Source organism: Bacillus sp. NP247 (assembly GCF_018966865.1).
Lineage (GTDB): Bacteria > Bacillota > Bacilli > Bacillales > Bacillaceae_G > Bacillus_A.
Genome location: NZ_CP076653.1, coordinates 1361318 through 1384976, shown reverse-complemented (window position 1 = coordinate 1384976; position 23659 = coordinate 1361318). Strand labels below are relative to the sequence as shown.

At 36.5% G+C, this 23659-nt stretch carries 27 protein-coding genes, 1 pseudogene, 1 riboswitch and 1 other annotated feature; of the genes and pseudogenes, 16 read left to right on the top strand and 12 right to left on the bottom strand.

Annotation, left to right across the window (positions count from 1 at the left end; translation table 11 throughout):
• Window positions 1-192 precede the first annotated feature (192 nt).
• Window positions 193-412 (bottom strand) — a binding site (T-box leader).
• A 142-nt stretch (window positions 413-554) separates the two neighbouring features.
• From KPL75_RS07195 to KPL75_RS07160, 8 genes are all read left to right on the top strand, one after another.
• Window positions 555-911, top strand: a complete 357-nt coding sequence (locus tag KPL75_RS07195; protein WP_219920026.1) for a hypothetical protein — start codon at window positions 555-557, stop codon at window positions 909-911.
• 77 nt (window positions 912-988) lie between these two features.
• Window positions 989-2422, top strand: a complete 1434-nt coding sequence (bioA, locus tag KPL75_RS07190; protein WP_219920025.1) for an adenosylmethionine--8-amino-7-oxononanoate transaminase — start codon at window positions 989-991, stop codon at window positions 2420-2422.
• Window positions 2422-3150, top strand: coding sequence for a dethiobiotin synthase (bioD, locus tag KPL75_RS07185; protein WP_219920024.1), 729 nt, complete (start codon window positions 2422-2424; stop codon window positions 3148-3150). Before bioA ends, bioD begins: the two co-directional genes overlap by 1 nt.
• Window positions 3116-4303, top strand: coding sequence for an 8-amino-7-oxononanoate synthase (gene bioF, locus KPL75_RS07180; RefSeq protein ID WP_219920023.1), 1188 nt, complete (start codon window positions 3116-3118; stop codon window positions 4301-4303). The genes bioD and bioF overlap by 35 nt, the downstream gene beginning before the upstream one ends.
• Window positions 4300-5040, top strand: a complete 741-nt coding sequence (locus tag KPL75_RS07175; RefSeq protein ID WP_219920022.1) for an alpha/beta fold hydrolase — start codon at window positions 4300-4302, stop codon at window positions 5038-5040. Before bioF ends, KPL75_RS07175 begins: the two co-directional genes overlap by 4 nt.
• Window positions 5006-5815, top strand: a complete 810-nt coding sequence (gene bioC, locus KPL75_RS07170) for a malonyl-ACP O-methyltransferase BioC (protein WP_219920020.1) — start codon at window positions 5006-5008, stop codon at window positions 5813-5815. The genes KPL75_RS07175 and bioC overlap by 35 nt, the downstream gene beginning before the upstream one ends.
• A gap of 1 nt (window position 5816) precedes the next feature.
• The gene (gene bioB, locus KPL75_RS07165; protein WP_002145880.1) at window positions 5817-6815 is read left to right on the top strand and encodes a biotin synthase; all 999 of its coding nucleotides are present in this window, start codon (window positions 5817-5819) and stop codon (window positions 6813-6815) included.
• Window positions 6816-6995: 180 nt separating this feature from the next.
• Window positions 6996-7316: a hypothetical protein gene (locus tag KPL75_RS07160; protein WP_219920016.1), complete on the top strand. Its 321-nt coding sequence runs from the start codon at window positions 6996-6998 to the stop codon at window positions 7314-7316.
• A 22-nt stretch (window positions 7317-7338) separates the two neighbouring features.
• On the opposite strand, the gene ribH is transcribed toward KPL75_RS07160, so the two are convergent.
• From ribH to KPL75_RS07135, 5 genes are all read right to left on the bottom strand, one after another.
• On the bottom strand, window positions 7339-7800 hold the full coding sequence (ribH, locus tag KPL75_RS07155; protein WP_000230897.1) for a 6,7-dimethyl-8-ribityllumazine synthase: 462 nt from the start codon (window positions 7798-7800) through the stop codon (window positions 7339-7341).
• A gap of 148 nt (window positions 7801-7948) precedes the next feature.
• Complete coding sequence (gene ribBA / locus KPL75_RS07150; RefSeq protein ID WP_219920014.1) at window positions 7949-9160, bottom strand: bifunctional 3,4-dihydroxy-2-butanone 4-phosphate synthase/GTP cyclohydrolase II; 1212 nt, start codon at window positions 9158-9160, stop codon at window positions 7949-7951.
• A gap of 12 nt (window positions 9161-9172) precedes the next feature.
• Window positions 9173-9817 (bottom strand): riboflavin synthase, encoded by a 645-nt coding sequence (gene ribE / locus KPL75_RS07145; protein ID WP_219920012.1) that lies wholly within the window; start codon window positions 9815-9817, stop codon window positions 9173-9175.
• A complete protein-coding gene (ribD, locus tag KPL75_RS07140; RefSeq protein WP_219920010.1) occupies window positions 9799-10911 on the bottom strand; it encodes a bifunctional diaminohydroxyphosphoribosylaminopyrimidine deaminase/5-amino-6-(5-phosphoribosylamino)uracil reductase RibD in 1113 nt (370 codons plus the stop codon). Before ribD ends, ribE begins: the two co-directional genes overlap by 19 nt.
• A gap of 309 nt (window positions 10912-11220) precedes the next feature.
• Window positions 11221-11364: riboswitch (FMN riboswitch) on the bottom strand.
• A gap of 177 nt (window positions 11365-11541) precedes the next feature.
• On the bottom strand, window positions 11542-11748 hold the full coding sequence (locus KPL75_RS07135) for a CDGSH iron-sulfur domain-containing protein (RefSeq protein ID WP_001151582.1): 207 nt from the start codon (window positions 11746-11748) through the stop codon (window positions 11542-11544).
• Window positions 11749-11887: 139 nt separating this feature from the next.
• On the opposite strand from KPL75_RS07135, the gene KPL75_RS07130 reads away from it, so the two are divergent.
• Window positions 11888-12133 (top strand): DUF2552 family protein, encoded by a 246-nt coding sequence (locus tag KPL75_RS07130; protein ID WP_219920009.1) that lies wholly within the window; start codon window positions 11888-11890, stop codon window positions 12131-12133.
• A gap of 10 nt (window positions 12134-12143) precedes the next feature.
• Here the strand turns inward: KPL75_RS07130 and KPL75_RS07125 are convergent, their stop codons facing one another.
• Window positions 12144-13067, bottom strand: a complete 924-nt coding sequence (locus KPL75_RS07125; protein ID WP_219920007.1) for an alpha/beta hydrolase — start codon at window positions 13065-13067, stop codon at window positions 12144-12146.
• A gap of 82 nt (window positions 13068-13149) precedes the next feature.
• Here KPL75_RS07125 and KPL75_RS07120 point away from each other — a divergent pair, with 82 nt between their 5' ends.
• Together KPL75_RS07120 and KPL75_RS07115 are read left to right on the top strand one after the other, a co-directional pair.
• A complete protein-coding gene (locus KPL75_RS07120) occupies window positions 13150-13626 on the top strand; it encodes a GNAT family N-acetyltransferase (RefSeq protein WP_219920005.1) in 477 nt (158 codons plus the stop codon).
• Between the two features lie 114 nt (window positions 13627-13740).
• Entirely contained in the window at window positions 13741-14667 is a 927-nt protein-coding gene (locus KPL75_RS07115; RefSeq protein ID WP_219920004.1) for a LacI family DNA-binding transcriptional regulator, read from the top strand.
• Between the two features lie 25 nt (window positions 14668-14692).
• Here KPL75_RS07115 and KPL75_RS07110 read toward each other — a convergent pair whose 3' ends face one another.
• Both KPL75_RS07110 and KPL75_RS07105 read right to left on the bottom strand, forming a co-directional pair.
• On the bottom strand, window positions 14693-16012 hold the full coding sequence (locus KPL75_RS07110) for a Na+/H+ antiporter family protein (protein WP_219920002.1): 1320 nt from the start codon (window positions 16010-16012) through the stop codon (window positions 14693-14695).
• Between the two features lie 119 nt (window positions 16013-16131).
• A complete protein-coding gene (locus KPL75_RS07105; RefSeq protein WP_219920000.1) occupies window positions 16132-17130 on the bottom strand; it encodes an alpha/beta fold hydrolase in 999 nt (332 codons plus the stop codon).
• A 131-nt stretch (window positions 17131-17261) separates the two neighbouring features.
• On the opposite strand from KPL75_RS07105, the gene KPL75_RS07100 reads away from it, so the two are divergent.
• Window positions 17262-17738, top strand: a complete 477-nt coding sequence (locus KPL75_RS07100) for a ribbon-helix-helix domain-containing protein (RefSeq protein WP_219919999.1) — start codon at window positions 17262-17264, stop codon at window positions 17736-17738.
• Window positions 17739-17782: 44 nt separating this feature from the next.
• Here the strand turns inward: KPL75_RS07100 and KPL75_RS07095 are convergent.
• Together KPL75_RS07095 and KPL75_RS07090 are read right to left on the bottom strand one after the other, a co-directional pair.
• Window positions 17783-18117 (bottom strand): annotated as a pseudogene (locus tag KPL75_RS07095) (ferritin-like domain-containing protein).
• 168 nt (window positions 18118-18285) lie between these two features.
• Complete coding sequence (locus KPL75_RS07090) at window positions 18286-19875, bottom strand: bifunctional metallophosphatase/5'-nucleotidase (RefSeq protein ID WP_219919997.1); 1590 nt, start codon at window positions 19873-19875, stop codon at window positions 18286-18288.
• 211 nt (window positions 19876-20086) lie between these two features.
• On the opposite strand from KPL75_RS07090, the gene KPL75_RS07085 reads away from it, so the two are divergent.
• From KPL75_RS07085 to KPL75_RS07075, 3 genes are all read left to right on the top strand, one after another.
• On the top strand, window positions 20087-20350 hold the full coding sequence (locus KPL75_RS07085; protein WP_219919996.1) for a YqkE family protein: 264 nt from the start codon (window positions 20087-20089) through the stop codon (window positions 20348-20350).
• A 67-nt stretch (window positions 20351-20417) separates the two neighbouring features.
• Window positions 20418-20942 carry a GrpB family protein gene (locus KPL75_RS07080; RefSeq protein WP_219919994.1) on the top strand — a complete coding sequence of 175 codons (525 nt, stop codon included), beginning with the start codon at window positions 20418-20420 and terminating at the stop codon, window positions 20940-20942.
• A gap of 132 nt (window positions 20943-21074) precedes the next feature.
• Window positions 21075-21902, top strand: a complete 828-nt coding sequence (locus KPL75_RS07075; protein ID WP_219919992.1) for an aldo/keto reductase — start codon at window positions 21075-21077, stop codon at window positions 21900-21902.
• Between the two features lie 29 nt (window positions 21903-21931).
• On the opposite strand, the gene KPL75_RS07070 is transcribed toward KPL75_RS07075, so the two are convergent.
• Both KPL75_RS07070 and mciZ read right to left on the bottom strand, forming a co-directional pair.
• Window positions 21932-22846, bottom strand: a complete 915-nt coding sequence (locus KPL75_RS07070) for an aldo/keto reductase (protein WP_219919990.1) — start codon at window positions 22844-22846, stop codon at window positions 21932-21934.
• 53 nt (window positions 22847-22899) lie between these two features.
• A complete protein-coding gene (gene mciZ, locus KPL75_RS07065) occupies window positions 22900-23028 on the bottom strand; it encodes a Z-ring formation inhibitor MciZ (protein WP_000870295.1) in 129 nt (42 codons plus the stop codon).
• A gap of 74 nt (window positions 23029-23102) precedes the next feature.
• Between mciZ and KPL75_RS07060 the strand changes: the two genes are divergently transcribed.
• Entirely contained in the window at window positions 23103-23642 is a 540-nt protein-coding gene (locus KPL75_RS07060; RefSeq protein WP_219919988.1) for an NUDIX hydrolase, read from the top strand.
• The last annotated feature ends 17 nt before the right edge of the window (window positions 23643-23659 follow it).

The window sequence follows — 23659 nt, the reverse complement described above, 5'->3', positions numbered from 1 at the left end:
TTTGTGACAAATTACCGGTAAATTTTGACACTTCTATATGATACGGAAATGATTGGATAAAAAAACGTCCCTGCATATAATTATGCAGGGACGAAGAAATCGCGGTACCACCCTAGCTTGTGAAATGAATGTATCACAAAATAAAGGGTCATATGATATGCGCTAATAAAATAAAAACGCCCCTGCAATATATGCAGGGACGAAAAATTCGCGGTACCACCCTAAATTGTGAAACAGTGTCGTTTCACCACTCTTTAGACATAACGGTCTAAACCGTCTTTCACTACTCCTCACGTTTCGTAAAAGAAGCTCCAGGGGGTAATTCATAAATCGCTCTGTACTGGTTCGCACCGACCACCAGCTCTCTGAAATCAGAAAACGAAATACTACTAAATCCTATCAACGCCGATTCATATGATGTTAGTTAAATTTTTATCATATATTCATCATACATGTCAATAAAAACATTCGATATTTTTTTAGGGAAATAAAGGATAAATGTTTTTAATACTGTAAAAATGTGCGTTATAATGAATTTGAAAGGGGAGGAAAGAGTGAAGAAAAAAATAATTCTTTTTACCACCTTACTAGTCGTTGGCGGAAGTGCTGGAATTTATACAGCTTTTGCAGCTGAATCAGAGCAGTCGAAACAAAAGCAAATACAGCAGTCAGAAGTGAAGAAAGTGAAAGAAACTGAAGAGAAGAAAACAATGGAAAAATCAGCTGAAAAACTAGGAGTTTCTACTGAAGGGAAAACAAAAGAAGAAATTACGAAAGACGTAGATACCGCTAGGTTTGAGCAGCGTCATGATTTATTAATTGAGCATGCTAAGCAACTTGGAATTGATACAGAAGGAAAAAAAGATGAAGAGATTATTTTAGAAATTGGAAAGATACAACATGGAAAGTAGAACAACTTATCGTATGATAAGTTGTTCTTTTTTAAGAACTATTTGATTTAAAAATAATTGACAGTCATTTAATTTTAATGTTAACTATATTTATAAATAAGTTAACATTAGGGGTGACAATTGTGACTGTTAATAGTAATACGAGTAAAAAATCGTCTTATACATATGAAGAATTATCGAAGAAGAATAAAGATTACGTATGGCACCCATTTACACAAATGAAAGATTATTTAGAAGAAGATCCTGTCATTATTGAACGTGGAGAGGGAAGAAAGCTATACGATGTAAATGGAAATGAATATTGGGATGGTGTTTCGTCTATTTGGTTAAATGTTCATGGGCATCAAGTACCAGAACTAGATGAGGCAATTCGTGAGCAATTAAATAAAATTGCCCATTCTACTATGTTAGGACTTGCTAACGTTCCATCTATTTTATTAGCAGAAAAAATAATTGATGTTGTACCAGAAGGCTTGAAAAAAGTATTTTATTCCGACTCTGGTTCTACCGCTGTTGAAATTGCAATTAAGATGGCTTTCCAATATTGGCAACATAAAGGGAAACCGAGAAAACAAAGATTCGTTACATTAAAAGAAGCATATCACGGTGATACGATTGGTGCTGTTTCAGTAGGAGCAATAGACTTGTTTCACCAAGTGTATAGTTCACTCTTATTTGAGGCAATTAAAATGCCGTATCCATATACATATCGTTCTCCTTATGGAGATAATAAGGAACAAATTGTAAAGAAACATTTAGAAGAAATGGAAGAATTGCTGAAAGAAAAACATGAAGAAGTAGCAGCTATCATTGTGGAGCCATTAATGCAAGGTGCTGGCGGGATGATTACAATGCCAAAAGGATACTTAAAAGGGCTTCGCGATTTATGTACAAAATACAATGTATTATTTATTACAGATGAGGTAGCGACTGGATTTGGGCGTACTGGGAAAATGTTTGCATGTGAACACGAGGATGTGACGCCAGACATTTTAACGGCTGGGAAAGGCTTAACAGGTGGTTATTTACCGGTTGCAGTTACGGTAACGACAGACGAAATATATAATGCCTTCTTAGGAGAATATGAGGAACAAAAATCATTTTTCCATGGTCATAGTTACACAGGTAATCCATTAGGGTGTGCAGTAGCAATTGCGAATCTAGAACTATATGAAAAAACAAATTTAATAGAAGATGTTGCACGTAAAACAGAATATGTAGCAAAACAATTAGAAGCGCTTAATGAATATAAGCACGTAGGAGATATTCGTCAGTGCGGGCTAATGGTTGGCATTGAACTTGTGAAAAATAAGGAAACGAAAAAATCGTTTGAATGGACGGAAAGAGTCGGTGTTCAAGTGTGTAAACGTTCAAGAGCGTTAGGCATGATTTTACGTCCACTCGGTAACACCATTGTATTTATGCCTCCTCTTGCATCTACAGTGGCTGAAATTGATGAGATGTTACGCATTTTATATAAAGCAATCTCGGATGTTACGGAGGGAGAGTAATGAGTGGTTTCTTTATAACAGCAACGGATACAGAAGTTGGCAAAACGGTAGTGACAGGAGCATTGGCAGGTATATTTCGGGAGCTTGGACATAATGTTGGTGTATATAAACCGTTGCAAAGTGGTCATGTTGCTTCAAATCCAGAAGGAGATGCAGCAAGATTAAAAGCGTTCTCGGGTGTACCGACAAAAGAGGATGAAATTTGCCCTTATTCAATTGAAGAGCCACTTGCTCCGAGACTTGCTATGAAAAGAGCTGGAAGGACAGTAACATTAAAAGAAATTACTGATCACTATAATGAACTACTAAAAGAGTTTAATAGCCTATTTGTAGAAGGTGCTGGTGGGCTTGCCGTCCCATATGCAGAAGACGCTTTAGTAATTGATTTCGCAAAAGAGTTAAAGCTCCCTCTTATTGTAGTAGCGCGTCCTACACTTGGGACAGTTAATCATACTGTTTTAACAATTTCTTATGCGAAGGCACATGGTTTAACAGTAGCAGGTGTAATTTTATCTGGTTGTAAAAAATGTGAAAAAGAAAGAGTGCAAGAAAATAAAATAATGATTGAGGAGTTAAGTGGAGTGCCGGTTTTAGGGTTATTACCATTCCTTGAAGGAGAGTTTACAAAGGAAGAATTATTAGAATCGGCAAAAGAGCATATTATGATTTCAAAATTAGAGGAGCTCATCCAAAATGAATCAAACGTGGCGCGCGCATCTTCAATCTAAAGTAGAACAATTAAAGGAGCAAGGGCAGTATCGTAATTTACATATAACAGAGCGATCTGAAGAGACATGGCTTATTCGAAATAAGAAAAGGATGCTAAATCTAGCATCGAATAATTATTTAGGATTAGCTGGAGATGAAAGGCTGAAAGAAGCTGCTATTGCCTGCACAAGAAAATATGGAACTGGAGCGACAGCATCTCGTCTCGTTGTAGGAAATTATCCACTGTATGAAGAGGTTGAGAGAAGTATATGCGATTGGAAAGGCACTGAAAAAGCCTTAATTGTAAATAGTGGATATACCGCGAATATTGGGGCGATTTCTTCGTTAGTTGGTCGCCACGATAGTATTTTTAGTGACAAATTAAATCATGCAAGTATCGTTGATGGAATCATATTAAGCGGAGCAGAACATAAAAGATATCGTCATAATGATTTGGATCATTTAGAGAAGCTATTGAAAATGGCATCATCTGAAAAGAGAAAATTAATCGTAACAGATACTGTTTTTAGTATGGATGGAGATACCGCAAATTTACAAGATTTAGTGCAACTGAAAGAAAAATATGGGGCACTTCTTATGGTTGATGAAGCGCATGCGAGTGGAATATTTGGGAAAGATGGTGCCGGATTATCTCATATTGAAAAAGACATTGCCAATAACATTGATATACATATGGGGACGTTTAGTAAAGCGCTAGGATGTTATGGTGCTTACTTAACAGGTAATTCGACTTGTATAGAGTATTTACAAAATATGATGAGGGGCTTTATTTTTACTACAGCTTTACCACCAGGAACATTAGGAGCGATAAAGAAGGCAATTGAAATAGTGAAAGAAGATAACGAAAGAAGAGAGAGTCTCTTAGAAAACGGGGCATACTTCAGAAGTCGTTTACGAGAAGCCGGTTTTGATATTGGGAATAGTTCAACGCATATAGTTCCAATTATAGTCGGTTCCAATGAAAATGCTATGCGCTTTAGTAGAGAATTACAAGAGGTAGGTATTGCAGCAATTGCAATTCGTCCACCAACTGTTCCTGTTGGTAGTTCCCGAATTCGCTTTGCAGTTACGTCACAACATATGAGAGCTGATTTAAAGTGGGCAACGCAGCATATTATTCGCATTGGTAAAGAAGAGGGGTTTTTAGTATGAAAGAGCTGAAGATCATTTTTATTCCTGGATGGGGAATGGAAGAAGATGTTTGGACTTTAGTTCTGCCGTATTTTAAAGGATATTCTGTTCAATGTGTAGAGTGGCGTAACGTGAAAGAACAAAGTGAGTTTGAGGGACGAATAATAGGTGTAGCGCATGATGAAAATGTAATTTTGGTGGGATGGTCACTGGGAGCTTTAGCCGCAATTCAAGCTTATAAAAATATTAAGGCGAAAGGTATCGTATTAATTGGTGGTACTGCTAAATTTACAAATACGAGTGACTATACAAGTGGATGGAATTCTTTGCATGTAGAACGGTTGAAAAAGAATTTGGCGAGAAAGAAAGAAGATACGTTGAAGCGGTTCTATGCAAATATGTTCACCAAAGATGAGCTGAAAGAGAATAAAAGTTTTGAAGACATTGTAAAACGTTTTAAAGGTGATTCTATTCAGTCTTTACAATTAGGTTTGGATTATTTAATAGAAACAGATATGAGAGAGGAACTTAAAGAAATTAAGGTCCCTATACTACTTATTCATGGAGAGCAGGATGTAATATGCCCGTTGTCTGCAGCGCGTAGTATGACGGAAAATAGGAACGTCACGCTGAAAGTAGTAAGCGAAGCTGGGCATGCATTATGTGTTGTGAATTTTGAATATTGCGCAAATGAGATAATTCAATTTGTAGAGGGGATACGACATGATCAACAAAACGTTACTGCAAAAACGGTTTAATGGGGCAGCCGTATCTTACGATCAATATGCAAGTGTACAAAAGAAAATGGCACATTCGTTACTTTCTATATTGAATCGGCGATATAGTACAACAGCATCAATACGTATTTTAGAACTTGGGTGCGGGACAGGATATGTAACAGAGCAATTATCAAATTTATTTCCGAAAGCGCATATTACAGCTGTTGATTTTGCTGAAAGTATGATCGCAGTTGCGAAAACTAGACATAATGTGAAAAATGTAACGTTTCACTGTGAGGATATTGAACGATTACGACTAGAAGAATCATATGATGTCATTATTTCAAATGCCACATTTCAATGGCTGAATAATGTAAAACAAGTGATAAGAAATTTATTTCATCAATTGTCTATAGATGGCGTACTACTCTTTTCAACGTTTGGACATGAAACATTTCAAGAATTGCATGCTTCATTCCAGCGGGCGAAAGAAGAGAAAAATATACGAAATGAAACATCGATTGGTCAACGTTTTTATTCGAAAGATCAGTTACTCGATATATGTAGGATAGAAACAGGGGATGTGCATGTTTCTGAAACATGTTATATAGAAAGATTTACAGAAGTTAGGGAGTTTCTACACTCTATTCGAAAAGTAGGAGCGACCAATAGTAATGAAGAGTCTTATTGTCAAAGCCCTTCACTCTTTCGTACGATGCTTCGTATATACGAAAGAGACTTCACGGAAAAAGAAGGGATAGTAGCAACATATCATGCTTTATTTACGTATATAACAAAAGAGGGGAAGAAATGAAATGAAACAAGTACAAACAAAAAGGGATTGGAAAAAACTTGCATACGACGTAGTAGAGGAGAAAATGATTGCGAAAGAAGATGCAATTGCAATATTAGAAGCTGATGATACAGAGGTTTTAGAAATTATGAATGCAGCTTACATCATTCGCCATCATCATTTTGGTAAAAAAGTAAAGTTGAACATGATTATAAATACGAAATCTGGATTATGTCCTGAAGATTGCGGGTATTGTTCACAGTCTATTATTTCAGAAGCACCGATTGATAAGTATGCATGGTTAACACAAGAGAAAATTGTTGAAGGAGCGCACGAAGCAATTCGTCGTAAAGCGGGGACATATTGTATTGTTGCATCTGGTCGTCGTCCGACGGATAAAGAAGTAAATCACGTTATTGGAGCAGTTAAGGAAATTCGTGAAACGACAGATTTGAAAATTTGCTGTTGTTTAGGATTTTTAAATGAAGATCAAGCAGGTCAGTTAGCAGAAGCTGGTGTGCATCGTTATAACCACAATTTAAATACGCATGCCAACAATTATGATAGCATTTGTTCAACGCATACGTATGACGATCGTGTTGATACAGTCCAAAAAGCGAAGCAAGCCGGTATTTCTCCATGTTCTGGAGCGATTTTCGGAATGGGAGAAACGATTGAACAGCGCGCTGAAATTGCCTTTGAATTACAACGTTTAGATGCGGATTCTATTCCGTGTAATTTCCTTGTTGCTGTAAAGGGCACTCCGCTGGAAGGACAAAAAGAATTAACACCTGTAGAATGTTTAAAAGTGCTGGCGATGATGCGTTTTGTAAATCCAACGAAAGAAATTCGTATTTCAGGCGGTCGAGAACTTAATTTACGTTCTGTACAGCCACTTGGTTTATTTGCAGCAAACTCTATTTTTGTCGGGGACTATTTAACAACAGCTGGACAAGAGCCGACTGCGGACTGGGGTATGATTGAAGATTTAGGATTTGAGATTGAAGAATGTGCGCTATAAGATAGATGAAAAGCAAACTCTTTAAAGGGTTTGCTTTTTTTGTAAATAAAATGTAATGAAAATCCATTAACGCTTGATAGTAGTCACTTTTGGATGAGAAAAATAATTTTGTGGACGAATTTTCCAAGCTCTAATTGTACATAGTAAAAATGTAAGTTATATCGGGTTGGAGGATTTTACATGTACAAATACATATTAGCCATTATGACTTGTCTGATTTTAATAAAAGCGATAAGTGCTGATCCAGTTAAGGCGGCTGAAAATCCTGAACAAAAAGAAATGCAACAAAGAATTGAACAGCATTTTCGAACGAAAGCTGAACATTTTGGACTTGAAACAGAAGGAAAAGATTTAAAAGAAGTAAGGAAGGAAATTTCTATTATAGAAGAAGCGAAAAAGAGAGAAAATGTGTGGAGAACAGCACAAACTCTTCGTATAAAAACAGAAGGAAAAACGATGGATGAATTAATAGAAGATGTACGAAAAAAAGCGAAAAAATAAAAAGAGGCGTTAGCCTCTTTTTTTATGCCCATTGTTTTGATAAGTGAGCCATTTCAATGGCAGCAACGGCTGATTCATATCCTTTATTACCAGCTTTCGTGCCTGCACGTTCAATCGCTTGTTCAATTGTTTCTGTCGTTAATACACCGAAAATAACAGGGATGTCAGTTTGTAGTGATAAAGACGCAACACCTTTTGCTACTTCATTACAAACGTAATCGTAATGCGTTGTAGCACCGCGGATTACGGTACCTAATGTAATAACAGCATCATACTTTCCGCTACTAGCCATCTTTTTAGCGATTAAAGGAATTTCGAATGCACCAGGAACCCATGCAACATCAATATCATTTTCTTCTACACCGTGACGCTTTAATCCGTCTAAAGCACCGCCAAGTAACTTGCTTGTAATAAATTCATTAAAACGTCCAACAACAACCCCAACTTTTAACCCTGTACCAACTAAATGACCTTCGAATACCATAATTTATCTCTCCTTTAATTATAAAGTGAAACTATAATCAGTGGGGGTTCATCCCCCGCTGATTATTAGCCCTCACCAATCGGGCGTTTACGGGCAGCCCGACTCCCACCTAACTTCTTTGCTCCAGCCGAATTTTGAGGTGGGAGTTTTACTGCCCGTTAATGCGGGATAAGTTTAGTAAATGTCCTAATTTGCTTACTTTCGTTTGTAAATACGTTTTATTTTCTTCTTTTGTTGGCATTTGCAACGGTACACGCTCGGTTACTTCTAAATCATAACCTTGTAAGCCAGCAATTTTTCGTGGATTATTCGTTAATAATCGTAAACTTTGTAATCCTAAATCTTTTAAAATTTGAGCGCCAATACCGTAATCACGAAGATCAGCTGGGAACCCAAGTTTTTCATTTGCTTCTACAGTATCTAACCCTTCTTCTTGTAACTTATAAGCGCGAAGCTTATTAAGAAGGCCAATGCCTCGTCCTTCTTGTCTCATATAGAGAAGAACGCCTTTTCCTTCACGCTCAATTTGAGCAAGTGCAGCATGTAGCTGTGGTCCACAATCACAGCGGCACGAACCAAATACATCTCCTGTTAAGCATTCTGAATGAACGCGTACAAGTACAGGTTCGCCTGTTGAAATATCACCTTTTACGAGCGCGATATGTTCTTTCATATCTAATGAGTTAGAATAGCCAATTGCATGAAAAGTACCGAAATCTGTAGGTAATGTAATTGCCACTTCTCTCGTCACAAGTGTTTCGTGATGGCGGCGATAAGCAATTAAATCTTCAATTGTAATCATTTTCATATCAAATTGTTTGGCGCACTCTAGTAAATCAGGTACACGTGCCATCGTCCCATCTTCATTTATAATCTCGCAAATGACGCCGGCTGGCTCAGCTCCGCAAAGTTTTGCTAAATCAACAGCAGCTTCTGTATGACCTGCGCGGCGAAGGACGCCACCTTCTTTCGCAATTAATGGAAAGATATGTCCAGGACGGTTAAAATCAGTTCCTTTAGATGCGGGATTTAATAATTCCTGTATTGTTGTAGCACGCTCATGAGCACTAATGCCTGTTGTTGTAGAAACGTGATCGATACTTACTGTAAAAGCAGTATGATGCGAATCCGTATTATGAGAAACCATTGGTTCTAACTGTAAACGCTCTGCGTACCCTTCCGTAATCGGTACGCAAACGAGACCACGACCGTGTGTAATCATAAAATTAATCGTTTCTGGTGTAATGTACTCTGCTAAAGCAATAAAATCGCCTTCATTTTCCCGGTTTTCATCATCACATACGATAACGACTTTTCCTTGTTTTAAATCTTCTAGAGCTTCTTCAATACGATGAAACATTGTGCTTCCCCCTTATAGAAATCCGTTTTCTTGTAAAAAGCTTTCGGTCATTGAATCTGTTCTTTTTGCGGGCTGTGAAATAAAGCGTTCAATATATTTACCAATCATGTCACACTCAATGTTTACGATATCCCCAGCTTTTTTTTCTCCGATGACAGATTCACTTACTGTGTGCGGGATGAGTGAGATTGTAATTGAAGATTCGTCTATATCAAATATTGTTAAGCTAGTGCCATCAACAGCAACGGATCCTTTATGCAAACAATAGTGTAGTAACTCATCAGAAATTGCTATTTTGTAATAGACGGCATTGTAATGTTGTTTTTTAGTTAAAATCGTACCGATGCCGTCGATATGTCCGGTGACGAAATGTCCACCGAATCGTCCGTTTGCAGCCATCGCCCGTTCTAAATTCACTTTGGCACTTGGCTTTAGCATACGAAGTGATGTTGCTTTCATTGTTTCAGGCATTGCGTCGACAGTGAATGAAGTAGTTGTAAAATTAGTTACGGTTAAGCAAATGCCGTTAACCGCGATACTATCACCCAGCTTAACATCCGATAAAATTTGATTTGTGCTAATAGTTAGTTTCATTGCTTCCCCGCTTTGAGTCATGCTTGATATCGTTCCTAACTCTTCTACAATTCCTGTAAACATTCCGTCACCTCGCTTTTTAAGGTTGCAACAATTTTTATATCATTACCAATTTGTTTCATCTCTTGAATTGTTAAGGAAAGTGCGTCTTGTAACTTCGAAAAACCAGCTCCGCCAAATAAAGTGGGTGCATCTTTTCCACCAATTAATTTCGGGCTTATATAGGCCACAATTTCATTAAAACTATTTGTTTTTAAGAAGTTCGCATGCACCGTTTGACCACCTTCAACGAACAGAGAAAGAATTTGTTTTTCACCGAGTAGGGATAGGACATCTTGTATTTCAATTTGCTGTGTTTTCATTTGGAATACAGCTATATTGTTAGATTCATAAGACGCTATTTTCTCTTTATTTACATCCTTACCGACAATAATCCATGTCGGAGTTAAGCCATCTGTTATGACATGAGAAGATGGCGGCGTTCGTAAGTGGGTATCTAAAATAACACGTATAGGATGTTTACCTCCGTTTGGAATTCGTGTTGTTAAGTGTGGATTATCAGTTAGAACTGTATTCACACCGACTAGGATAGCATCATGCATATGACGATATTGGTGAACATCAGCGCGTGTTTCTTCGCCTGTAATCCACTGGCTTTCACCCGTTACAGTTGCTGTTTTTCCATCTAAGCTCATTGCTGTTTTTATTGTTACAAAGGGACGTTTCGTTTTCATATAGTGAAAAAAGTATCGATTTAATAAAGTGGCTTCCGCCTCAAGAACACCAGTAGTTACCTCGATTCCAGCTTCTTCTAATCTCCTTTTTCCATTGCCAGAAACGAGTGGATTGCAATCAAGGGTAGCAATTACAACCCGCTGGACTCCTTTTTCAATGAGTAATTCACAGCAAGGTGGTGTTTTTCCAAAATGGCTACATGGTTCAAGTGTTACATAAACAGTAGCGTCTTTTGCTCTTTCACCAGCCATGTGAAGAGCATGAACTTCAGCATGTTCTTCACCAGCACGCAAGTGAGCTCCCATTCCTATGATGTTTCCATCTTTTACAACAACAGCACCAACCATAGGATTTGGACTCGTTTGCCCAGTTGTACCGTGTGCTAACTGCAAGGCAATCCTCATATATTCTGGATCTGTCATTCTCTTCACCTCTCCTGAAAAAATCAAAAAACCCCAAGAATATAAAATCCTTGGGGTTTGGGAGACGTGATTTCTAGAAATATAGTTCGAATACGAAAGTATAGGAAAGAAACCTAACGATGACTGATATTTTGGCATAAGGAAAAAACCTAGCAAAATATCAAATTTTTTCAACGCTAGTCGTATCTTTTTATTTCAGTATAGAAACATAAGTATACAAAATAAAACATATATAAAGATTCAAAATGAAACTTTAAAAATATGCATACTGAAATAAAAGTGTATTCGCTATATAAAATTACTAGAAAACATATCCTTCTCCCATCCAGACTATACTGTCGGCCCTAGAGTTTCACTAGATCCACCGTTTTCGAGTTGAAAACGGGTCACGGACTTAGAAGCTCTCGCTTCATCACCGCCGGTTGGGAATTTCACCCGACCCCGAAGGATGTTGTTTGCTCACATTATAGCACAAAAAAGAAAAAAGCAAAGTGAAAAATATTCGAATGTGAAGAATTGTGTGAAAATAGATGTAATAGGAATGGGGATAAAATCAGTAGAAATGTTGCAAGGATACGGTGTTAATAGTAAAAAAACATGCACAAAAAAATGTGCATGTTACATCCAAAATTACTCTGCCTCTGGTGCTCTAACAACAGACTCGAATTTTCCTTTATGCGAAGCATCGCAATAAGGCATATTTTTTGATAAACCACAACGACATAAAGAAAATGCCGGTTTTGCTGGGAATACATTCCCTTGTGAGTCAACTAATTCCACGTCCCCTGTAACGCGAAAAGAGCCATTATCATTTACTTTAATTTGTACTTTTGCCAACGTTATCCCTCCTTTCCAAACGCTTACTCTCATCATATAATTAGGGAGAGTACTTGACAATATAAAAAGAGCACTTTGTTTGAGAGAGAAGAGAGTGTTATAATAGTTTTTATAACTGACTAGAGTAAGGTGACGAAAGATGGATAAAAAATTACAAACACTACAAAATATTGCAAATGAGCGCACATGGGCATCATTTTTGAATGATAATCATCCATATAGTTTACTTCATTGGTCAATCGCAGGTGTAGGACAAGAACCGAAAGATGTTTGGTTACTTCAAGATGAGGTGACTTTTCAAACGACGGAATTCTCAACGCTAGACGAGGCAGTAAAGTGGATTTCTGAAAATATGGAACAAGTTACAGACGTTTTAGCGCAGTAAAAAAACAGGCTTATGCAAGCCTGTTTTTTGTTTCTTTTACATATGTGTTTAAAAATTGATCGATGGCATCTTCGTATGCTTCTTTATTTTCATTATAAGAGCAAGCGTGTGCACCATGTTCTGCAATATAAAGCTGTTTATTATTTTCTTTCGCTTCATAAAGTGACTTCGTCATATCAGATAAAATATAGTCATCATCTTTACTATGAATAAAGAGAACAGGATTGTTAATATTTTTTATACAATCGATTGGTGAAACTTCACGAATTGTATAGCCATCACGAACTTTTAAAAAGGCATTTGCTAAAGGTAATAAAGGCCATTTTGGCAAATGAAACTCAACTTTCAAACGATGTTGTAACTGTCCATAAAAATCAGAGAAAGGACAATCAGCAATATAAAAATCAGCACCATCTTCTACAAGTCCTGCATATTGAAGAAGAGTTGCAGCACCCATAGATTCACCATGAATTCCGAGTGTAATATTCGTTCCGAAACGATCTTTTAGCCAGTCAACTACTGACTTTAAATCATGTTTTTCATAATAGCCATAACTTGTTGTTTTACCACCGGTTTTACCATGACGGCGATGATCATAAATAAATACGTTATATCCTCTATTTAAAAATAAGTTTGCATATTTAACGGAATTCATTTTATTTACAGTCACACCATGACAAAAAATCATAAACTTATTGGAATGACCAGCTGGCATGTAATATCCGTGAAGTTCGTATCCGAATTGAGAAGGGATGTGAACCTCTTCTTTTTGAATAGCCTTAAAATCGTCCAAATGAAAATGCCTTTTCGTTTCGCGTTCTAAAACTTCTTCCTCTGTTTTTTTCTTCAAGTACATAACTTTATTTGTAAAGAAAATCCCAATCGCAGTTAGTGCACCTAGTATAGTAAACAATGCTGTAAAAAAACGTTTCATACTTTACCTCATCCTCCAAATACCTCTACATATGATACACTTACATTGTATCACAATGATATAAAAAGGGGAGAAATCGTATATGGTTCATATACAAAAAATTACACCAGAAATGAAAGAAACCATTCGGGGGTTTATGTGTGAAAACTGGGGGAGTTCAATGATGGTCTCGCGAGGCAGAGCACATCAATTAGAAGAATTACCTGGTTTTATCGCACTTAAAAATGACAGAATAGTGGGAATTATAACGTGTGAAGTGCTAAAAAACATGTGTGAAGTTGTATCGCTAGATAGTTTTGAGGAAGGAAATGGGATTGGAACAAAACTGGTGGATTGTGTATTGCAAATGGCAAGGGAAAATGAGTGTGAAAAAGTGTGGCTCATTACGACGAATGATAATATGAACGCACTTCGTTTTTATCAAAAACGTAACTTCATGATGACGAATTTGTATATTGATGCGGTAAAGGAAGCACGAAAAATAAAGAAAGAAATTCCGTTTATTGGTTATGATAATATCGCGATTTCACATGAAATTCAGCTGGAGTATATTTTATGAGTAGAGTGGAAGTTGTGTAACAATTTTCAGAAATATAAAACAATAACCTTGACGAATGTTATATTTTGGTTTAGTTTAAAATTGTAATCTATTACCATATTAAGGGGTGACGATGTGGCAACTATACGTGATGTTGCAAAATTGGCCGGTGTTTCAGTCGCAACCGTTTCAAGAGTCATTAACGAAAAAGGATATGTCCATGAAGATACGGTGAAACAAGTAAAAAAAGCAATTGAAGAATTACATTATAGGCCGAATGCTACAGCAAAGCCTTTATTTAAGCAGCCTTCAACGATGATTGCATTACTTGTAGATAATTTGCATAATCCATCATACATCACCTTGCTTCGTTTCGTTGAGGAAATAGCATATAAAGAAGGGTATCAAGTAATAGTTTGTAATATAGAAAATAAGAATAGATACATAGATATGTTGGAGCAAAATAACATTGCAGGCGTTATAATGACGAAATCTGTTTTTCGAAGTATAGGAGAAATCTCACTTCCTTTCGCTGTGCTTGAAGAACGACAATCTCTTATGAGCTATTATGAAAGTGGTCAGAAAGCTGTTTCTTTATTAAAAGAGAAAGGCTGCCAGTTTCTTGCTTATATCGGTGAGGGAGTAGAGAGTGAAGAAATGGAAGAGCATGTGGCAGGATTTCTAGATACTGCTTGGAAAGAAGGACTTTCTTATCGAGAGGAAATTGTACAAGGGTATACGAATCAACAGTTTCTTGAATTGTTACAAAAGCATCCATACATAGATGGAGTTGTAGCTTCAAGTGATAAGGTCGCTATTGAGCTAATTAGGGCGGCGAAAACTCTTAATATCCATATACCAGGTAAGTTGCAAATCATTGGATTTAAGGGGAGTGTAGAGGGTGAATGGATAAGTCCATCATTAACGACGATTGGAAGTTATATCGAAGAAAATGGGGAAATAGCTTTTCAACAGTTAATAGGAAAAATAAAGAAGAAACAAGTGCGACAAGAAGAAGTGAAAACAGAATTTAGGTGCATTGAAAGAGAAACAACAAAGTAAAAGGTGCGTTTTTAAAACGCACCTTTTATAGTGTAATTGCGGCAATAAAGCCGAATATAAGTAACGGTATATTATAGTGCAGAAAAGTTGGAACGCACGTATCCCATATATGGTGGTGCTGACCATCAACATTTAAACCGGATGTTGGTCCAAGTGTACTATCAGATGCTGGAGAACCTGCATCACCAAGTGCACCAGCTGTACCGATAATTGCGATTGTAGCCATTGGACTAAATCCGAGCTGGACACATAACGGTACGAAAATTGTTGTTAAGATTGGGATGGTTGAAAAGGAAGAACCAATTCCCATCGTAACGAGAAGTCCAATAACGAGCATAAGAAATGCAGCAAGTGGTTTATTATTTCCGATTATATGTGCACTCGTTTGCACAAGAGATTCAACATGTCCAGTTTTTCGAAGAACAGCGCCAAATCCAGCGGCAGAAATCATAACAAATCCGATAAAGGACATCATACGCATTCCACTCGTTAAAATAGCATCGGCTTCTTTAAGAGGGAGACTACCGCTAACTGATAAGACGATAATACCTGCTAAAGCACCAAAAATCATTGATTCTGTTGCTAATTGCACAGTTAATGTAGCAATTATTGATAATAAACCAAAAGTAATACTTCTTTTCGTATAGGGAACGATTTCATTCTGTGCAGCATGAATTTGTTCTGTTTCATATGTACGTGGTTTTCGGTATGTAATAAAAACCGCTACACATAATCCGATAATCATACCGATTGCTGGAATAGTCATTGCTTTTGGAATAAGTGCGACATCAAATGTAAGACCGCTTTGCGCAGCATTTGTTTGCAATACGTCATGATAAATTTTTCCGAACCCTGCAGGGATCCACATATAAGGGGTAATTAACCCGAATGTAATAATACATGTAACAAGTCTGCGATCCACCCTCAGCTCATTTAATACTTTTAAAAGTGCTGGAATTAAGATTGGGATGAAGGCGATATGAACAGGGATAATATTTTGTGAGAAACAAGCCATTGTTAAAATGATAAATAATATAAGTATTTTAGAATAGACTTGTTTTTTCGTGTCTTGTTCGTTGCCAATCCATTTTAAAGCTGATTGGATCATTGCATCAGGAAGTCCTGTTTTTGAAAGGGAAATAGCAAATCCACCGAGCATTGCGTAGCTTAATGCGATAGGAGCACTGTTCCCAAGACCTGCTGTAAAAGTACTAATTGTTTCTGAAATACCGAGTCCGCCGATAAGTCCGCCTGTTAAAGCTCCAACGATAATGGCGACAATGACTTGGACACGTAACAAACTAAGCAGTAGCATGACTGCTACTGCGATGAGTACAGCGTTCATAATAAATGTAATCTCCCTAATTTTTATTCTGTTAAGGCAAGCAAGTGTTTGCAGTGACATATACTTGCGACATATCATTATAAAATGTTTTCTATGAAATGTAAAAGCGCCTTTTGTTATTAATGTTGAAAAGATAGTTCTTGTTTAATTGATTGTAAAGATTTAGCGAATAACTCAGGCTCTTCTAAATCTGGAGAATGTGCCGAGTTTGGAAACCAAATCATCTTTTTAATAGGAGCTTGAATGATATCGCAATATTGTTGAACGAGTGCATAAGGAGTTTGATAATCATAGCGACCAGAACAAAAATAAACAGGAACAGATAAACTTGAAATAGATGAAAAGAAATCGATTGTCAGCATCTCTTCCCATAAAACTCCGGATTTCAAATTTCCTGCGAGAAATTTGAACCAATCTAATAGCGTATATTCAGGAGAAAAGAAGCCTTTTCGTATGAAAGAAAAGGAAGATCCATTTTGGATTGCTCCTCCGAATGTCCCCAGCCACTTTCTTTGAATAATGAGGCGTCTCGTATCTAAAAAGGGTGGTTTCCCTAATTTTAAAAGAGAAGCTAATGCCTTTTTATGGTCATGTTTTTTGGCAGAGCTAATTAAATGTTGATATAGTAATTCTTCATTTTGCTTCATATGTACAATTTGACCGATGCCGATGTATGCTTCTATATATTCGGGACATTGATTAGCGATTTGTAGTCCGATAATACTTCCCCAAGAATGACCAGCGAGAAATAGTTTTTGCTTATTAAAGCGTTTGAGAAGATATTGAATAACCTTTTTTGCATCTGAAAAAAATTGATTAATCGTAAAATTTGTTTGGATATCCCGCCATAAAAAGGATTTACCTGCCCCTCGCTGATCCCAATTAATAACGATAAAGTGCTTTTCTAACTCTTTTTGAAAATGGCGAATAAAGCCGATTTGTGCCATACCAGGACCGCCATGACAGCATAATAAAATAGGCTGTGCCACGTTTTGGCCGCGTATAAGGAGAGATTGTTTCCGGTCATTAATCATAACGTTTTCTATCGTAGCGATACTGTTAGGGATTAATTGCTTCTTTTCGTTATAAAACTTTGGTGTATAGCTACGAAAAAGCATATGTAAACCTCCTTTTCTTAAATGGTATGAATCGCACAGGCTCTTTCTTTTGCATATACTACTAGAAAATCATTGTATCATAACATACTGGTTTGATTTCAAGTGTAGGCGATTAAGAGAGGAGGGAGAATGTGACGATTGGAGAAATTATTGATTCTTTAAATAGACGCGAATCAATCGCTATTATAGCGAAACGGCTTGAAATGAGCCCATATACATTATCAAAGAAATTAAGGGTGATTGGATATGAATATGATGGAGAGCAGAAAAAACGTATCTTTATAGGTGATGGTGAAGAGCCACGTCATTTGCAAATCCAAGAAGCTACTGCCCTTCAATATGCAAAAACAGACTATCAATTACTAATTTACGAACAATTACAAAGCATTTATGAATTGCTAAGAAAAAGAGAAGAAGTAAGTGTTCAAATTATAAGTAAGAGCACAGAGAAAAAGAAACGGACCTTTTCGATTAATATAGAAGTATTAGCAAGACTAGATGTTATATCGGAATCGAAAGGGATTCAAAAGTCTAAAATTGTAGAAGAAGCACTACAGGAATTTTTGCAACGGTATGATGTTAATCATGAACCGTATCCAGAGAAATAAAAGAAAGGATACTATGTTCCATATAAGAGCGTGTATCCTTTCTTTTATTCCATTTCATTGCATTCTTTGTTTTGTTTCGAAAAGTAATATAGGAACCAAACGGGATGATTTTGTTCATCATCAGCTGCGCGCCGAAATGTTTCTTTCATTTGTTGATTTATCACTTCGTCTGCAATATCTAAGTAAAAATCAACTGTTCGTTGCTCATCTTGCCGAATTTCAAGGATTTGATTTCGTTCATTTATTCCTGGAGCTAAATTAGCTAATCAGCATAACAATGAATGGCGCTATATTCTCCGTTAATGGCTTTCTCAATACTACGAATGAGTTTGTCGTTTTGTCGATATAATGTATCGTCATTGTTTGGATAGAAATACATACAAACCCTCCTATTATAGTTTTCTATATACTACGAGGAAACAAGGGCTATGTGCTTATCCTTTACTGCACTAGAAGAATGACAATACGAATGACTCTAAAAGAAGAAGCTCCTTGCATATAAAAGGAGCTTCTTCTTTCGAGTGTTACGTACTAGTTTGAATAGTGTTTAGTTGATTTTTTGAATACGTCCATCAATAATTGGCTGAATTGGTTCTTTCACTTGTTTTACATAATCGACTAATGCTTCAAAATCGTTTGGACCAGTTTCAGCATTTTTTCCATTTTTAAAGGATACGAATCCATCACCACCAGAAGCTAAGAAAGCATTTGCAACTACGCTATACGTTTTAGAGGAAGCTAATTCTTCACCATTTGTTAAACGGATATTAGTAACCTTTTCACCGTTTGGTTTGCTTGCATCCCAAGTATATTGAATACCTGAAATTTGCAGCATTCTCGTTGCTCCTTTTTGCCATTGTTGATTTAAAATATCACGAATATCTTGACCTGTTAAATCTACTTTAATCAACTGATTTCCAAAAGGTTGAATGCCGTACAATTCGCCCCATGTAATATCGCCAGCGTCTAAGTCATTACGAATGCCGCCAGGATTCATAAGTGCGATTTGAGTTTGCATCGTTTGGCGCTGTGCATCGGCAACTAAATTTCCAAGTGTAGATTCACCAGCATCGTTTTGTTTACGGTCAATAGGTGCTGTAGATTTTCCGACAACTTCATTTACAAGAGGTGCGATTTTTTCTTTATATTGATCTAACTTTTGTTTTACTTGTTTATCAGGTTCGACACCTTCATGGTATGTTGTAACAACTTCAGCTTTTTTCTTCACAATATCTTTTGTTTTTCTATCAATCGTTACATCTACATCAGAGAAAGCCATCCCGTAAGAGTTCGCTTGTACGATAAGCTTATTATTAACAGTACCATTTACATACGTATGACTATGTCCACCGAAAATAACATCAACTTCTGGATCCGTTTCATTTGCAATTCGAGTAAGGTCTCCATTTGTTACGCCAGACTCATCGGTAGTTCCGCCAACATGGGCGAGAACGACGATGGATTTAACGCCGAGACGTTTTAATTGTTGCGTTGATTTATTAATTGCTTCAACTTCGTCAGTGATTTGTACATTTTTAAGCATAGTAGGCATAACGACATTTGGTGTATCAGTTGTAACGACACCAATGAACCCTACAGGAACACCATCTACCATTTTTACAGTAAATGGTGGTAAAAATAAGCGGCCAGTTGATTTGTTATAGAAGTTTGCAGCGACATAAGGGAAGTTTGCTCCTTTGAAATTCCCTGTTTTTTCGTGATATCCACCGTAAATGAGGCGTTTCATTTCATCGATACCTTCATCGAATTCATGATTTCCAATTGTACCAACATCAAACTTTAAGTCATTTAAAAATTCAATAGTTGGTTCGTCTTGTAATAAAGCTGAAACTGGTGGGCTAGCACCGACAATATCTCCAGCATGTACAAGAAGTGTATTTGGATTTTGTTTTTTACGTTCTTTTAAATAAGTGGCTAAGTAATCAGCACCACCAGCTTCTTTGTTGTTAATTTTTTTTACAGTGTCTAGTTGTCCATGGAGATCATTAATACCAAGCATTTGTATGTCTATGTATCGGTTTTGTTCAGCAGGAGTCTGAGATGGAGGAGCGGCGAACACGCTTGAAAAAGTCATGGTGCTTAAAATAGCGACAGCAGGAATAATTTTTTTCCACATAATTAATTTCTCCTTTTTTTATAATCTGACATCATACGACATAATTTTAATAGATTAATAGGATTATATCTATAGTTAAATTTAGTTTTTTCGAAAAATTAACATATTTACAAAAAATGAATAATAGAGAATGCGAGAGTAATGTACCTTTTTTATTGTCGATTTCGCCGTGTATCCTCTATAATGGAGAAAAAAGTAAAAGGTGAGTAGTATGAAAAAAAAGAAGCAAAGACAAATGCAAAGACACTCTCAAATGAATCAAGCAGAGAAAGAATCACTTACACTAGGTGATCAATTGAACGATTCGTTAATGCAACAATTAAAGAATAAGAAAAAAGAGTTGCAAGTGAGAGAAGAGAAAAAAGAGGCAGCAGAACAAGAAAGAAAGCGTAAAGAACAAAAAGAACGTGAAAAGAATAAATCATTTGAAGAACTGTTAAGTGAAAGTAGCCTTACTTGGAAAGACTTTAAATAATAAAAGATGATCAGTGAAATGCCACTGATCATTTTTTTGACGAGTTTGTAAGAAAAGGGGAGTTAAAATGAGAAAAATTGTAGTCGTTCCGCATGAAAATCATTGGGGTGAAAAATTTCAAATGGAGGCTGAAAGATTAAAATTGGCGATGCCAGAAATGGTGAAAATTCATCATATTGGAAGTACATCAGTGCCAGGACTAGCAGCTAAACCTATTATTGATATGATCATGGAAGTAGAAAGTATCGACAGAGTAGATCAATGGAATGAGCAATTTAAAGAACTTGGTTACATCATTAAAGGAGAAAATGGTATTTCAGGCCGCCGTTATTTTATTCATGGAACGGAGGAAAAACGTTCGTATCACTTACACGTATTTGAAAAAGGAAATCCTGAGATAGTAAGGCATTTAGCATTTCGTGATTATATGATGGCTCATTGTGAAGAAGCAGAGGCGTATGCAGCTCTAAAGAAAGAACTAGCCGAAAAATATACATATGATGGTACGTTATATACGGAAGGGAAAAATGAGTTTGTACATAATGTTGATGAAAAAGCGAAGAAATGGATAGAAAGTAACGTGAATGGCTGAGTTCACGTTATTTTTTTTAAAAGGTGTATAAAATTATTATGTAAACTATACGTATGTTTTGACTTTTTGGATGAATCTTGTTGAAATAAAGTGGTGGTTTATAAAAATGTAACAATGAAAGGGAGAACGACTGTGTATATTCCAACAACTACACTTCATAACGGCGTGAAAATGCCGATGATTGGTTTAGGCGTTTATAAAGCGAAAGAAGGCGACGAAGTAAAAGAAGCAGTAAAAACAGCGTTAGAAGTTGGATACCGTTCGATTGATACAGCGACTGTATATGAAAATGAAAGCGGTGTCGGAGAGGCTATTTGTGAATCAGGGATCCCGCGAGAAGAATTGTTTATTACAACGAAAGTTTGGAACGATGACCAAGGATACGAGGAGACTCTTCGGGCGTTTGAAAAAAGTTTAAAGAAATTACAAATGGACTATGTAGATTTATATTTAATCCATTGGCCGATAAGAGGGAAGTATGTTGATACATACCGTGCCCTAGAAAAGCTATATGAAGAAGGTAAAGTGCGTGCCATTGGTGTTTCTAATTTTCATAAACATCACTTAGAACTGTTATTACCAAATTGCAAAGTGAAGCCGATGGTAAACCAAGTTGAACTTCATCCAATGTTAGCGCAATTTGAATTGCGTGATTTCTGTCAAGGTGAGCAAATTCAAATGGAAGCGTGGAGTCCTTTAATGAGAGGCGGCGAAGTATTCCAGCATCCAATTATTCAGGCTATTTCTAAAAAATATGAAAAGTCACCTGCACAAGTTATATTAAGGTGGGATATTCAAAGTGGGATTGTGACTATTCCTAAATCTGTTACGCCAACTCGTATTAAAGAGAACTTTACTATTTTTGATTTCTCATTAACTGAAAAAGAGATGGATCAAATTAATACGTTAAATCGTAATTTACATGTAGGAACGAATCCTGATAAATATGATACGTTATAAAAAGACGCTACCAGTATGGTAGCGCCTTTTTAACGATGTAAAGCATATGTATCAAATTTAACAATTTGCTGAAGTTGTGTATATTCTTCTTTTGTTAAAGACATTGGTTTCCCAGCATGTACATTTGCTTGCAACTGTTGAATAGAGCTTGCACCAGGTATAACAGATGCAACAGCTTCATTATTTAAGCAGTATTGAATGGCCGATTCAGTTAAAGATCTTTCTCCTATAATTTCTTTTACACTCGCGAGTGTTATATTTAATTCATCATAAGAATAGGAGAGGTAATCTTTTTTCTTTACTCTTTCTATCTTGCTTGCATTGTTGTTAGTTAAAATGCCTTTCGCAAGTGGTCCGCGTGCGATGACACTAATTTGATGTTCATTAAGAAGTGGGAACCATTCTTCAGGACGACGATTTAAAAGGCTGTATTCCATTAATACACTAACGATATTTGAACGTTTTGCATACTCACGAATGACATTTGGACGTATAGAAGAGATACCATAATGACGAATAATACCCTCTTTTTTCAATTCTTCAAAGGCTCCAATTGTTTCATCTATAGGATCTTCAGTCTTCCCGCCATGCAGTTGATATAAATCAATATAATCTGTTTGAAGTCTACGTAAACTCTCTTTTACTTCGGCCTTTATATAAGCTTTAGAAGGATCCCAAGACCAGCCGTTTTTTTCTTCTGTCCATCGATTTCCAACCTTTGTTGTAAGAACAATTTGGTCGCGTTTTCCTTTCAGAGCTTTTCCAACAAATTCTTCATTTAATCCATAATCGTATAAGTCCGCTGTATCAAAAAAGTTAATTCCTAAATCGATTGCCTCATCGATAATACGCATAGCTTCAGCCTCAGATGTACCGAGAGACATACAGCCAAATCCAATTTCCGTAACATATAAATCTGAGTTTCCTAATTGACGTTTTTTCATAGGTCAACCTCCTTACCTTTATTGTACGAAAGGGGAAGGAGGTTGACAAACGTTTACTTTTTATTTGCTGTAATCCACTCTTGTACAGTTGTATATTCTTTGCCATATTGTTTTAGCTTATGACGAATTTGCCATGCTTTGCCGACTAAAGTGACGCGATTTGGTAAAATGTAAACTTTCATTTCTATCACGCTCCTTTCAATGTGGTAAAATGTATGAAGAACGATTAGGAAATAGAACAGGGAGATGAAGTAGTATGAGTAATCTTGCAGAAAGAACAGTAAAAACTGAACCGATTTTTGATGGTAGAGTTATAAAAGTTCGTGTTGATGATGTAGTATTACCAAATGGAGAAATGAGTAAACGTGAAATCGTAAATCACCCTGGGGCAGTTGCTATTATTGCTATTACTGATGAGGGGAAAATTGTACTCGTTGAGCAGTATCGTAAAGCTCTCGAAAAGCCAATTGTGGAAATTCCTGCTGGGAAGTTAGAACCTGGGGAAAAGCCAGAGGTAACAGCAGTTCGTGAATTAGAAGAAGAAACAGGATATGTGTGTGAAAATATGGAGCTTATTACATCTTTCTATACATCACCTGGTTTTGCAGATGAGATTTTATATGTATATAAAGCGACAGGATTAAAACAAAAAGAAAATAAAGCAGCTTTAGATGAAGATGAATTTGTAGAATTAATGGAAGTGTCATTAGAAGAAGCGGTGGATCTTATGAAAGACCTTCGCATTCATGATGCTAAGACGATGTTTGCAGTACAATATTTACAATTACAAAAATAAACACTCGCCTAAGGCGA

What these genes read in the sequence shown, in the direction of transcription:
- bioA (WP_219920025.1), top strand. Translation starts at nt 989, where the DNA reads ATGTTAACTATATTTATAAATAAGTTAACATTAGGGGTGACAATTGTG.
- bioD (WP_219920024.1), top strand. Translation starts at nt 2,422, where the DNA reads ATGAGTGGTTTCTTTATAACAGCAACGGATACAGAAGTTGGCAAAACG.
- bioF (WP_219920023.1), top strand. Translation starts at nt 3,116, where the DNA reads ATGAATCAAACGTGGCGCGCGCATCTTCAATCTAAAGTAGAACAATTA.
- KPL75_RS07175 (WP_219920022.1), top strand. Translation starts at nt 4,300, where the DNA reads ATGAAAGAGCTGAAGATCATTTTTATTCCTGGATGGGGAATGGAAGAA.
- bioC (WP_219920020.1), top strand. Translation starts at nt 5,006, where the DNA reads ATGATCAACAAAACGTTACTGCAAAAACGGTTTAATGGGGCAGCCGTA.
- bioB (WP_002145880.1), top strand. Translation starts at nt 5,817, where the DNA reads ATGAAACAAGTACAAACAAAAAGGGATTGGAAAAAACTTGCATACGAC.
- KPL75_RS07160 (WP_219920016.1), top strand. Translation starts at nt 6,996, where the DNA reads ATGTACAAATACATATTAGCCATTATGACTTGTCTGATTTTAATAAAA.
- ribH (WP_000230897.1), bottom strand. Translation starts at nt 7,800, where the DNA reads ATGGTATTCGAAGGTCATTTAGTTGGTACAGGGTTAAAAGTTGGGGTT.
- ribBA (WP_219920014.1), bottom strand. Translation starts at nt 9,160, where the DNA reads ATGTTTCATCGTATTGAAGAAGCTCTAGAAGATTTAAAACAAGGAAAA.
- ribE (WP_219920012.1), bottom strand. Translation starts at nt 9,817, where the DNA reads ATGTTTACAGGAATTGTAGAAGAGTTAGGAACGATATCAAGCATGACT.
- ribD (WP_219920010.1), bottom strand. Translation starts at nt 10,911, where the DNA reads ATGACAGATCCAGAATATATGAGGATTGCCTTGCAGTTAGCACACGGT.
- KPL75_RS07130 (WP_219920009.1), top strand. Translation starts at nt 11,888, where the DNA reads ATGGATAAAAAATTACAAACACTACAAAATATTGCAAATGAGCGCACA.
- KPL75_RS07125 (WP_219920007.1), bottom strand. Translation starts at nt 13,067, where the DNA reads ATGAAACGTTTTTTTACAGCATTGTTTACTATACTAGGTGCACTAACT.
- KPL75_RS07120 (WP_219920005.1), top strand. Translation starts at nt 13,150, where the DNA reads ATGGTTCATATACAAAAAATTACACCAGAAATGAAAGAAACCATTCGG.
- KPL75_RS07110 (WP_219920002.1), bottom strand. Translation starts at nt 16,012, where the DNA reads ATGAACGCTGTACTCATCGCAGTAGCAGTCATGCTACTGCTTAGTTTG.
- KPL75_RS07105 (WP_219920000.1), bottom strand. Translation starts at nt 17,130, where the DNA reads ATGCTTTTTCGTAGCTATACACCAAAGTTTTATAACGAAAAGAAGCAA.
- KPL75_RS07090 (WP_219919997.1), bottom strand. Translation starts at nt 19,875, where the DNA reads ATGTGGAAAAAAATTATTCCTGCTGTCGCTATTTTAAGCACCATGACT.
- KPL75_RS07085 (WP_219919996.1), top strand. Translation starts at nt 20,087, where the DNA reads ATGAAAAAAAAGAAGCAAAGACAAATGCAAAGACACTCTCAAATGAAT.
- KPL75_RS07080 (WP_219919994.1), top strand. Translation starts at nt 20,418, where the DNA reads ATGAGAAAAATTGTAGTCGTTCCGCATGAAAATCATTGGGGTGAAAAA.
- KPL75_RS07070 (WP_219919990.1), bottom strand. Translation starts at nt 22,846, where the DNA reads ATGAAAAAACGTCAATTAGGAAACTCAGATTTATATGTTACGGAAATT.
- mciZ (WP_000870295.1), bottom strand. Translation starts at nt 23,028, where the DNA reads ATGAAAGTTTACATTTTACCAAATCGCGTCACTTTAGTCGGCAAAGCA.
- KPL75_RS07060 (WP_219919988.1), top strand. Translation starts at nt 23,103, where the DNA reads ATGAGTAATCTTGCAGAAAGAACAGTAAAAACTGAACCGATTTTTGAT.